This window comes from Flavobacterium erigeronis (assembly GCF_054075165.1).
On record NZ_JBSKGP010000003.1, the window covers coordinates 495,609 to 506,489 of the forward strand.

Below are 10,881 nucleotides of genomic sequence, written 5' to 3' on the forward strand. Positions count from 1 at the left end.
TAACTATATGAACTGGATTATTTTAATCATTGCAGGCTTGTTTGAAGTAGCCTTCGCCTCATGTCTCGGAAAAGCAAAAGCAACTACAGGAACCGAAATGTACTATTGGTATATTGGTTTCTTCATCTCATTAACGGTAAGTATGCTACTGTTAATGAAAGCTACAGAAACGCTTCCGCTTGGAACTGCCTACGCAGTCTGGACTGGAATTGGAGCAGTCGGAACTGTATTGGTCGGAATCTTTGTTTTTAAAGAACCTGCAGCTTTCTGGAGATTATTCTTCTTAGCTACTCTAGTTGGTTCTATTGTTGGTCTCAAAGCAGTTTCGCACTAAAAATATATTTTTGTTTCAAGTTTCAAGTTTCACGTTACTCAACTTAACTTGAAACTTTTAAAATTGTTACATTCAACTTTGTCAAAGTTTTGAACTTTGACAAAGTTTTTTTGTTTTAAACACATAAAGACATAGGTTTTTCTCTCTCAAAAAGGAAATTGAAAGAAACTAGTTTCTAACACATAGGTATACACGCTCACAGCCCAATCTTGTCATTCCGAGGAACGAGGAATCTCACGCGCGATTCGACAAAGATTGACGAACTTTGACAAAGTTTACGCACCTCATATAGAACATAGCCCAAGGTTTCAACCTTGGGTACACAATGTATTAACCCACAATATTTTATAATCTTTGCGTACCCAAGGTTGAAACCTTGGGCTATGTTTTAAAATTGGGAGTACAATTACATTTCTATTTTCTATTTTCTATTTTCTATTTTCAAATTACACAATTATCTAATTTCCTAATTACCCCAATTATCTAATTAAAAAACTAATGCATTTTCAGCATCACCTGATAAAAAAATAGCATTTTACCACATTATTCTCGACATTATCTTTGTCAAAAAAATTAAAGCATACATTAAAACATGACATTCAGCCATTCCATTAAATCTTTTGACGAATTAACCAATCACGAATTGTACAATATGCTTCGTTTAAGATGCGATGTTTTTGTTGTAGAACAAAACTGTCCCTATCTTGACTTAGACAATAAAGACCAGAAAAGTTTTCACTTATTATATTACGTCGATAACGAATTGGCGGGCGTAACACGTTTGCTTCCTGCTGGAATTTCATATGATGAAATTTCGATTGGAAGAGTTGTAATTGCCCAAACGCACCGCGGACTGGGTTTAGGCAAAAAATTAATGGAAGCTTCGATAGCGGGCTGCGAAGAAAAATTTGGAAAAGCGCCAATCAGAATCAGTGCGCAATATCATTTGTCTTCGTTTTACCAATCGCTCGGATTTGCGGAACAAGGCGAAGTTTACGATGAAGACGGAATTCCGCATATCGAAATGCTGCGGGCTTAAGTCTTACGGAATAATCAGTTTCAAAACATTGGCCAAGACAGGATTATGATCTTCGGTTCTCCAATTAATATATAAATCGGTTTCTAAAGGCAATTTGATAAATCGGATTCCGGGAATTTCATGAAAAAGATAAGAATCAGGTAAAATTGCAATTCCGAGTCCTTTTCGAACCAAAGCAATAATAGAAGAACCAAATTCAGAGTGAAGATATACTTCTGGAGCATTTTCTAGAGAATGGAACAATCTTCTGATGAGATCGCTGTAACTGCTCCCTTCATCGTTAGTTGGCAATATAAACTTTTGAGAGCCAAGCGTTTCTTTCGTCAGATCTTCTGGAGTTTGATAGGGATGATTTTCGGGAACCACAATGGCTAAATGATCGGTATAGATTTTTTGAGACTGAATATCTTTGGCATTATTAATATCTCTGGTTATGGCCAGATCTATTTTATAATTGCGAAGGAAATCCTGCTGGTTCTCGTAAAGAACTTGAACCAATTTGATTTTAAGTTTTGGAAAAGCATCAGAAATACGAGATATAATATCGGGCATAAGCGAAGCCGAAATCGAATCGGGATGAGAAATGGTAATGGTACCGCTCTCCCCTAACTGAATCTGGCGGGCAGATTGATGAATAAATTCTAATTTACTCAATTCTACCTCCCATTTTTCTTTTAAAAACTGGCCAGCTGCCGTAAGTTTGACATTGCGTTTGTTACGTTCAAAAAGCTGCACACCAAGTTGATTCTCCAAAGACTGAATCTGACGGCTGAGCGCTGATTGTGTGATATTCATTTTTCCGGCAGTATTCCAGAAATGAAGTTCGCGTGATAATGCTAGAAAATATTTTATCTGCTGTAAATCCATTGATGCAATTTACGCATTTATTAAGAATAAAAAATAACTTTTAATGCATTAATGTTTAATTGTTTTAACACATAGAATCATAGGATCTGGAAGACGCAGAAAAGCGTTTCACTTATTTTAAGAAACATAGCAATCTAGTAAACCTGACAGGTTTTAAAAACCTGTCAGGTTTCGTAACTAAAAATAAAACGATGAATACTTTAAAAATAACCAAAGCAACAACTGATGATGTTTTGAAACTTCAGTCTATTGGAAGACAAACTTTTTCTGAAACCTTTGCTGATGTAAACAGTGAAGAAAACATGAAAAAGTATTTGGACGAAAGCTTCGCTACAGCAAAACTAACTGCTGAATTGGAGAATACATCTTCCTACTTTTATCTTGCCATTTTAGACGAAAAAGTAGTCGGTTATTTGAAATTGAATACTGGAAATGCACAAACAGAAAAGGAAGATTTAAACGCCTTAGAAATTGAACGTATTTATGTAGCCAAAGAATTTCACGGCAAAAAAGTCGCGCAGGCTTTGTATGCACAAGCAGAAAAAATTGCCGAAGAAATTAAGGCTACTTACATGTGGCTAGGCGTTTGGGAAAAGAATTTTAGAGCGGTAAGTTTCTATACTAAAAATGATTTTGCACAATTTGACACGCATATTTTTAAATTAGGAGATGATGAACAAACCGATTTAATGATGAAAAAAACGTTGATTTAAAAAATATAATTTCAAAATGGAAAGAAAACGGCTTTTATTGTTTTTACTAATTCTTGGCACAGCATTTTGGGGAGTTTCGTACTCGGTTACCAAAATGGCCATAGGCAATTACTCGCTTAATATTTTCTTATTTTATCGTTTTCTTTTGGCTGTAGCCGTATTGAGCATTGTTTTTTGGAAATACGTTAAAGACATCAATCGAGAAGCTATTAAAACAGGCTTTGTGTTGGCAGTTCCAATGTTTTTAGGGATTCAGTTACAAACTACAGCACTCAAATATACCGATGCATCTCAATGCTCTTTCATTGCCGGACTTACCGTAATTATTATTCCGATGCTGAAATTAGCGGTTTACAGAACCAATACGCCTTTAAAAATCTGGATTGCGGCTCTGACTGCTTTAACTGGATTATTTATTATTGCCATAACAGATAAATTTACCATCAATATTGGCGATTTATTTACTATTTCGGGTGCATTTGCTTTTGCCGTTTATCTGATTTCGGTCGAAAAACATTCGGCTGCCAAAAATCTTCTGTACTCTATTGTTCCCATGTTTGCGTTCTGTGCCTTATTTACTTTTTGTATCGCACTCACCGATTCGCAAGCTGTTTGGTTCCCTAAAAACGTTACGTTTTGGCTTGGTGCCGTTTATTGCGCTTTGTTTTCTACGGCTTTTATGTATACGGTTTCCAATATTTCGCAGCGTTATTTATCAGCAGAACGTGTAGCGGTTATCTATTTGTTTGAGCCTGTTTTTGGTGCAATTGGGGCTTTCTTTATTTTGGGAGAAAATCTTTCGTGGCGCTTGCTTTTGGGCGGAACTTTGATTTTTTCGGCAACTATTATTTCAGAAGTTAATTTTAAAAGCCGAAAGATTAAAACTGTTGAGTAAAAAATTGATTTGTGTAGAAATTGTTTCACGCTCCCGATAGCTATCGGGATCAAAAAGATTTCAGCAGATAAAATTAGATTTTTAATCATTTTTAAACACATAGAAACATAGCTTACTGGACCTACTAAAGTCTCCCAAAGTTAAAACTTTGGGCTATGTTCTATGCGGCATGTGTAAACTTTGACAAAGTTCTAACGAAGAAATCGTCAACTACAGCTATGTGTTAGAAACTAGTTTCTTTCAATTTCCTTTCTGAGAGAGAAAAATCTATGTTTCTATGTGTTTAAAAATCTATTTTCTATTCTCTATTTTAAATTGGCAAAAGTGTATCCTCAGAATCACAAGGAAAATAAATAATGATATTGGCACCTTGATCTGGTTTTCCTTCTGCGCGAATATCGCCTCCAATAGTCTGCATAATTTTTTTGCAAAGTGCCAAACCAATACCTGAACCAGTGTAATGCTCCTGCGTATGAAGTCTGGTAAAAACTTTAAAAATAGATTCTGCATACTGCTGTTCAAAACCGATTCCGTTATCAGAAAAACAAACCCAGTGGCAATACACTTTATATCTATCGTGTATTATAACTGGTTCTTGAGAAGCTGTAATTTGAATTTTTAACTGTCTTTCGGCAGAAGCATATTTTATGGAATTCTGCAGAATGTTAATAAAAAGCTGACGCATTAAAAAACCAATAGCATGAACTTCCGGAAGGTTTTCATGCTCAATTAAGACATTGCTTTCAGAAATGCTTTCATGCATCTCCTTAACAGTAGATTTCAAGATTTTATTTAAATCTACTGGTTGCAATGTGTCTCTCGTATTTTTTATGCGCGTATATTTTAAAATATCTTCTAATAAACCGCTCATTCTGCTGGCAGATTTAGAAACGCGCTGCAAAGAATTCGAAATTGATTCTGTAGAAATCACATCCAGTTCTGTCAGCATTTTTGAAGTAATCAGCTGTATTTTGCGCAATGGTTCCTGCAAATCGTGCGTACTAATCCAGTTAATGTTTTCGAGTTCAGAATTTGTTTCTTTTAATATTTCGCTCTGGTTGCGGTATTTTTCCTCTTCTTCACTCAACATAATCAAAATAAGCTGATTGTGCAAAGTGTGGGCATATTGAATAGCAGCATTAATTTCGTACGGTTTCCACGGACTGCTTTGATTTTTTACAATCTGTTTCCAGATGTCAAAAGAATTTCTTGGATGAAGTCCGTTAGCATCTTTAATAATACTTTTTTCAGGATCGCCTCCCCAATTAATTTCTGAAATGGTTTCGGGTCTGTACCAGATAATATGATCATTATTTCCAACAGAATGATAAATAATCCCTGCAACCGACGAATTATTAGCTATTTCAGGAAAAAAGTCAATGAGTTTATTGGTAGAAAAAGTCTCATTATTAAGAGCCTGAATCTCTTCTAACAGATTGATAATCTGCTCATCTGAAGGCACTAACCCATTTTTATAAATTTTGTCTCTGGAAACAATAGATACACCCGCCGCATTGCATAGCTCCAATAGTTGGGGTACTTTAACAATCGTTTCTAATGCTTGTTGCGAAATTTCAAAATCTTTTGCCGTTATATGTTCCAGTGCCAGAATTGTTTTTTGGGCACTAACATTCTCATCATTCGATTGTCTGATATCAATTTGAGAAGTGATAAACTGACCCTGCAATTTTGCGGCTAATCGAATTTCTGGCGAAATATTTTTTTCAGAATAATGATGACAGGCTATCAATCCCCACAATTTTCCGTGATGGATTAGCGAGATTGTAAGTGTGGCACCAACGCCCATGTTTTTTAAATACTCCACATGAATTGGTGATGTACTTCTAAGGATCGAAAGACTTAAATCTAAATTTTTCCCTTCTTTATCATCTACAGTAAAAATCGGTACTGGCTCATAATTGATATCTACAATAAGCCTAAGCTCGTTTTTGATATATAATTCTCTGGCCTGCGCCGGAATATCGGTATGTGGGTAATGAAGTCCTAAAAACGGCTCTAAATCTTCTCTGCAATCTTCTGCAAAAACTTCTCCGTTATATTGTTCGTCAAAACGATAAATCATTACACGGTCATAACCCGTTATTTCACGTGTTCCCTGTGCTACAAGTGCGCACAGCTCTTTTAGCGATTCAGTTTTGTTCATTTGACTAACAAACTGAATCGTCTGTTTGTACACATCGGCCAGTTTTTCTTTATCGGGAAAAAGAGCTTCGGCTTCTAAAATGTACGTTTCGCCGCTTTTATGTATGTTGATTTGAAATAGCTTTCCGAGCAAATCTATTTCAAGAGGGAAAGCATCTTTTATTTCATCGCCATTGATATAGTCTGAGATTTCTTCCTGACAAGTTGTACTAAAAATGGTTGCAAAAGGTTTGCCTAAAACCTGCGTGTGAACCAAATCAAAAAAGGAGGAAATATTTTCTGTACAAAAATCAATAATCCATCCTGAGGTAATTCCCAACAAAAAGCCATGAGGCTGAATTTTTCCAGGTATATGTATGGGCTCGTTTTCACAATTGTCTAAAGTAACAAGATCCCTGTTAACTATATCTTTAATCTTCATTGTATTACTTTGCTGCAAAATGATTATAAATGCTGTCAAATGCAAAAATTGCTCCTTCGATAATTTCTTCTCTACAATTGTGTTCTTGCTCATAATCTGCCAAGAAACTTAAGAAAGATTTCCAGAAGCTTCCCGTTTTGTCGCCATAGCCATTAAAATAAGAAACTCCTTGTTCTCCAGACAATTCAGGAAATTTAGATACATTTTTCAAAATAAATCTTCCGCCTAGCGTAGAACCTTCAACTACATATAAAACACCTAAAGCAAAAGGAACTGAAGTTATTTCTTTTTGAAAAACTTTCTCAGAATTCGTTTTTTGTGCATTCAGAAAAATAAGATCTTCTTCTATAAGATGTTTCTTTCTTCGTTGCTCTAAATCTTCTAAACGGTTAGAAAAGAAAGGAAAAATAAGTCCTTCTGTATCGTTGTGAACATCGTGCATTAAACTCAAATAATAAGTATAATCTTCGATCTTCATCTCTGGCGACATAATCGATTTAGATACTGGAAGTTCTTCTAATTTCTTATGAGAATCAGCTGTTTGTGTTTTTAAATCTTGAAGAAAAGTAGAAGCTATTGTAGAAGTTGAATCTGTACTCATGGTTGTAATATCGTTATTTTAGGAGAGTCTATTTGGCAGCTCCTCTTCACAAATTTAAAAAAAAAATAATAGCTGTCTATAAAAACGTTTTTTTAATAGAATTTCTGTCAATCCTCAATCAAACAAATCTCAAAAGTTGTTTTTCCATTTTCGTTTTTATGCGAAATATATCCGCCGTGTGCTTCTATGATATTTTTAGATAAAGTCAGTCCAATTCCCGCGCCTTCTGTTCGCGTGGTGAAAAAAGGAAGGAAAATTTTATCTTCAATTTCTTTTTCAATCCCTTTTCCGTTGTCTGTAATTCGAATAAAAATGCGATTGTTTTTGGCTTCCGCCGAAATCGAAATTTGCTTTAAAGCATTGTTTTCTACCGCATAAATCGAATTCGTCAATAAATTAATCAGCACTTGTTCGGTCTGCTGCGAGTCAACATTTATCCAATAATTTTGAGCAACCGTATTTCTTACTTCTATATTATTTTTCTTAAACAGCGGACTCATAATTTGAATACCGTTTTCAATCAGTTGCTGTAGATCTGCTTTTTCTTTTTTAGGAGACGGAAGCATTGCCAATTTTCGATAGCCTTCGACAAATTTCTGCAAATGATCGCTTCGTCTCAGCATGGTTTGCACACTGTGTTTGATATCTTCTAAATCTTCTGTCGAAAGCGAATCCTGCTCTACTAAATCTTCGAGATTTTGGCAGATCGAACGAATTGGCGTTATGGAATTCAGCAACTCATGCGAAATCACTTTCATCAAATTAATCCACGCATCTTTTTCTTTTTTCTCTACGACATTCTGAATCGAATCTAACAGAACAATAAAATAATCCTGTCCAAAAATCTCGGTTCGCGAAGCTTGCAAAACAAAAGTCTGTTTGCTCTGTTCATCAATACTAATTTCGATTGACGTTTTGATTTCATGAAAATCATCTTCTTCAATAATTTCGCATAAAGCCGGCAATTGATTTTTCAGATATTTCCATTTCGAAACTTTCGACACATTAAAATGACTCGAAAAATAATCATTCATTAAAAAAATACTCCAATCGGCTTCCTGTTTCTGCAAAATAATAACGCCAGATTCAATATTGTTTAAAATCGAACGGTAAATAATATCTCTCGTAACCTGCTCATTTTGTTTACTTTTCATTGTTTCGTACAAAGTGAACAAATCATTGTAGGTGCTATTAAATTTATGTTTCGAAAAATCGGAACTAAAATCATCCTGCAAAATCGAAGAAATGGTTTTATTGTAAACCAAAACCAGATTTCGAACATAAAAATACATTTCGCGCGCCAGCAGAAAAACCATACACAGTCCAAATATTCCAGTGAAAAACAAACCAATTCGGAAGAAATAAAGCGACAATTCAATCCCGACAACGATAAAAATTAACCGTAGGAAAAGAAGTTTATAAGTTTGTAAAGTCCTCAACATAGTTAGCCGATATTGATATTAAATTTCTCTAAACGTCTGTACAGCGCGCCTCTTGATAAGCCTAATTCTTCGGCAGTTTTGCTAATATTATTATTGTTTTTAAGAAGTGCTTTTTCCACTGTAGCTTTTTCAACCGAAGAAAGCTGAATATCATCTGCGTTTTCGTCATAAGGCGTTATGATTTCCAAATCCAAATCAGAAACGGTAATCGTATTGTTTTCACAAAGAATAACGGCGCGTTCAATCTTATTTTCCATTTCTCGTATGTTTCCGTTCCAAGCGTGTTTTTCGATTTGTTCTAAAACTTTTTTATCAAAAGTAATTTCGTCTCGGCTATATTTTTCAATCATTTTATCCAAAAGATATTCGGCAAGCGGAATTTTATCTCCATGTCTTTCCCTTAGTGGAGGCAAAATAATTTCCATCGTGTTTATGCGATAATACAAGTCTTCGCGGAAGTTTTTGTCGGCAACTTCTAATTTCAAATTTAAATTGGTTGCCGTAATAATTCGCACATTTAGAGGTCTTACTTTTGTTTCGCCCAATCGCGTCACCGTTTTGGTTTGAATAACTTGAAGCAGTTTCGATTGCAAATGAAGGGGAACATTTCCTATTTCGTCTAAAAAAATAGTCCCACTCTGCGCCATTTCAAAACGTCCGGCAGTATCTCTTTTGGCATCGGTAAAAGCACCTTTGGCGTAACCAAACAATTCACTTTCGAAAATATTAGAATTTAAAGAACCCAAGTCTACCGCAACAAATGGCTGATTTTTCCTTTCCGATTGTGTATGAATATGATGTGCGAGAACAAATTTTCCTGTTCCGTTTTCGCCCAAAATCAGAACATTGGCGTCTGTTTTTGCTACTTTATTGGCCAAAGAATAGGCTTTTTTTATTATTTCAGAATTACCAATAAAAAATTCGTCTTTTATTTCGACTTCTTTGGTTTTCTTCTGTTCTTTTCTGGCTTTATCCACGGCTTGCTTAACCGATTCCAACAATTTTTTATTTTCCCAAGGTTTCAAAATATAATCAAAAGCGCCCGATTTTAAGCCTTCGACAGCCGTTTCTACTTTTCCAAAAGCCGTCATTAAAATCACAACTGTTTTTGGCGAAAGCGTTTTGATTTCTTTTAACAGATACAAACCCTCTCTCCCATCTTCAAAACCCAGTCTATAATTCATGTCTAACAAAACGACATCGATGGCATTTTTAGACAATAATTCGACAATATTTTTCGGATTATTGAGCGTATAAATGTTTTCAAAATACTTTTTCAGATAGACTTTTGAGGCAAAAAGTATGTCTTCCTGATCGTCGATGATTAAAATAGAGGCGTTGGTCTTTTTCATTATTGTTCAGTTTTGGACGAAAGGTGTCCATTAATGGACAGTTCAATTTTATTTCGAAAAACAAACCATTAAAAATAAGCCATTTAGAAGGTTTAATTTATTGGCACGAAAATCACATTAAAACTTGTAAATCATTAATAATTAACAGCTTTCGGAAGTACAAATAACAAAATAAATAACGATAATTTGAAAATATTTTATCTTAATTTTCAGACTTGTTTCTTGCATTTTCCGAAGGCATAAAAATTTTAAAAGAAATCAATCAAAAATTAAAACAGTCAATTATGATTACCATTACAAAACTTTCAAAAGTATTTAGAACTGAGGAATTAGAAACCAGCGCCTTAAGCGAAATTTCACTAACTATCAATCAAGGCGATTTTGTTTCTATTATGGGACCATCAGGAAGCGGAAAATCGACGTTATTGAATATCATTGGACTTCTGGACAGCGCTTCGAGCGGAAGTTACGAGCTTCTTGGCCAAGAAATGGTTGGTTTGAAAGAAAAACAAAAATCTCAGGCTAGAAAAGAAAACATCGGATTCATCTTCCAGAATTTCAATTTAATTGATGAATTATCTGTTTTTGATAATATCGAACTGCCTTTGATTTACAACAATGTTCCTTCTGCCGAAAGAAAATCTCGTGTAAATGAAATGGCTAAAATTTTAGGAATCGCTCACAGATTGAAACATTTTCCGCAGCAACTTTCGGGAGGACAACAACAGCGTGTGGCCGTTGCAAGAGCTTTAATCAATAATCCGAAAATTATTTTGGCCGATGAGCCAACAGGAAATCTGGACAGTAAAAACGGAAATGAAGTAATGGAATTGCTAACCGATCTTCATGCCAGCGGATCGACAATCTTAATGGTAACACACTCTGATTATGATGCTTCTTTCTCTCAAAAAACCATTTTTATGAAAGATGGTGCTATACTGTCTGAAAAAGCAAATCATAGAAATGTAGATGTTTTGGTAAATTCTAAGTACTAAGATCATGCTTAAAAACTGGACAAACATATTTATTTATCACGTAAAGAATAACAAATTCT

The 10,881-nt window shown here is 34.8% G+C and carries 10 protein-coding genes; 5 read left to right on the forward strand and 5 right to left on the reverse strand.

What is annotated here, in order from left to right:
- The first annotated feature begins 7 nt into the window (after nucleotides 1-7).
- Together ACWA1F_RS08725 and ACWA1F_RS08730 are read left to right on the forward strand one after the other, a co-directional pair.
- Nucleotides 8-334, forward strand: a complete 327-nt coding sequence (locus ACWA1F_RS08725) for a DMT family transporter (protein ID WP_026728926.1) — start codon at nucleotides 8-10, stop codon at nucleotides 332-334.
- A gap of 592 nt (nucleotides 335-926) precedes the next feature.
- A complete protein-coding gene (locus ACWA1F_RS08730) occupies nucleotides 927-1,373 on the forward strand; it encodes a GNAT family N-acetyltransferase (RefSeq protein ID WP_456893341.1) in 447 nt (148 codons plus the stop codon).
- A gap of 3 nt (nucleotides 1,374-1,376) precedes the next feature.
- On the opposite strand, the gene ACWA1F_RS08735 is transcribed toward ACWA1F_RS08730, so the two are convergent.
- Nucleotides 1,377-2,240 carry a LysR family transcriptional regulator gene (locus ACWA1F_RS08735; protein WP_456893343.1) on the reverse strand — a complete coding sequence of 288 codons (864 nt, stop codon included), beginning with the start codon at nucleotides 2,238-2,240 and terminating at the stop codon, nucleotides 1,377-1,379.
- A 191-nt stretch (nucleotides 2,241-2,431) separates the two neighbouring features.
- Here ACWA1F_RS08735 and ACWA1F_RS08740 point away from each other — a divergent pair, with 191 nt between their 5' ends.
- Nucleotides 2,432-2,953 (forward strand): GNAT family N-acetyltransferase, encoded by a 522-nt coding sequence (locus ACWA1F_RS08740; protein ID WP_456893345.1) that lies wholly within the window; start codon nucleotides 2,432-2,434, stop codon nucleotides 2,951-2,953.
- A gap of 16 nt (nucleotides 2,954-2,969) precedes the next feature.
- The gene (locus ACWA1F_RS08745; RefSeq protein ID WP_456893347.1) at nucleotides 2,970-3,848 is read left to right on the forward strand and encodes a DMT family transporter; all 879 of its coding nucleotides are present in this window, start codon (nucleotides 2,970-2,972) and stop codon (nucleotides 3,846-3,848) included.
- Between the two features lie 310 nt (nucleotides 3,849-4,158).
- On the opposite strand, the gene ACWA1F_RS08750 is transcribed toward ACWA1F_RS08745, so the two are convergent.
- From ACWA1F_RS08750 to ACWA1F_RS08765, 4 genes are all read right to left on the reverse strand, one after another.
- Nucleotides 4,159-6,432, reverse strand: coding sequence for an ATP-binding protein (locus ACWA1F_RS08750; protein ID WP_456893349.1), 2,274 nt, complete (start codon nucleotides 6,430-6,432; stop codon nucleotides 4,159-4,161).
- A 4-nt stretch (nucleotides 6,433-6,436) separates the two neighbouring features.
- A complete protein-coding gene (locus tag ACWA1F_RS08755; RefSeq protein ID WP_456893351.1) occupies nucleotides 6,437-7,033 on the reverse strand; it encodes a biliverdin-producing heme oxygenase in 597 nt (198 codons plus the stop codon).
- Nucleotides 7,034-7,140: 107 nt separating this feature from the next.
- Entirely contained in the window at nucleotides 7,141-8,475 is a 1,335-nt protein-coding gene (locus ACWA1F_RS08760) for a sensor histidine kinase (protein WP_456893353.1), read from the reverse strand.
- Between the two features lie 2 nt (nucleotides 8,476-8,477).
- Nucleotides 8,478-9,827 carry a sigma-54-dependent transcriptional regulator gene (locus tag ACWA1F_RS08765; RefSeq protein WP_456893355.1) on the reverse strand — a complete coding sequence of 450 codons (1,350 nt, stop codon included), beginning with the start codon at nucleotides 9,825-9,827 and terminating at the stop codon, nucleotides 8,478-8,480.
- A 284-nt stretch (nucleotides 9,828-10,111) separates the two neighbouring features.
- On the opposite strand from ACWA1F_RS08765, the gene ACWA1F_RS08770 reads away from it, so the two are divergent.
- Nucleotides 10,112-10,822 carry an ABC transporter ATP-binding protein gene (locus ACWA1F_RS08770; protein WP_456893357.1) on the forward strand — a complete coding sequence of 237 codons (711 nt, stop codon included), beginning with the start codon at nucleotides 10,112-10,114 and terminating at the stop codon, nucleotides 10,820-10,822.
- The last annotated feature ends 59 nt before the right edge of the window (nucleotides 10,823-10,881 follow it).

What these genes read in the sequence shown, in the direction of transcription:
- ACWA1F_RS08725 (WP_026728926.1), top strand. Translation starts at nt 8, where the DNA reads ATGAACTGGATTATTTTAATCATTGCAGGCTTGTTTGAAGTAGCCTTC.
- ACWA1F_RS08730 (WP_456893341.1), top strand. Translation starts at nt 927, where the DNA reads ATGACATTCAGCCATTCCATTAAATCTTTTGACGAATTAACCAATCAC.
- ACWA1F_RS08735 (WP_456893343.1), bottom strand. Translation starts at nt 2,240, where the DNA reads ATGGATTTACAGCAGATAAAATATTTTCTAGCATTATCACGCGAACTT.
- ACWA1F_RS08740 (WP_456893345.1), top strand. Translation starts at nt 2,432, where the DNA reads ATGAATACTTTAAAAATAACCAAAGCAACAACTGATGATGTTTTGAAA.
- ACWA1F_RS08745 (WP_456893347.1), top strand. Translation starts at nt 2,970, where the DNA reads ATGGAAAGAAAACGGCTTTTATTGTTTTTACTAATTCTTGGCACAGCA.
- ACWA1F_RS08750 (WP_456893349.1), bottom strand. Translation starts at nt 6,432, where the DNA reads ATGAAGATTAAAGATATAGTTAACAGGGATCTTGTTACTTTAGACAAT.
- ACWA1F_RS08755 (WP_456893351.1), bottom strand. Translation starts at nt 7,033, where the DNA reads ATGAGTACAGATTCAACTTCTACAATAGCTTCTACTTTTCTTCAAGAT.
- ACWA1F_RS08760 (WP_456893353.1), bottom strand. Translation starts at nt 8,475, where the DNA reads ATGTTGAGGACTTTACAAACTTATAAACTTCTTTTCCTACGGTTAATT.
- ACWA1F_RS08765 (WP_456893355.1), bottom strand. Translation starts at nt 9,827, where the DNA reads ATGAAAAAGACCAACGCCTCTATTTTAATCATCGACGATCAGGAAGAC.
- ACWA1F_RS08770 (WP_456893357.1), top strand. Translation starts at nt 10,112, where the DNA reads ATGATTACCATTACAAAACTTTCAAAAGTATTTAGAACTGAGGAATTA.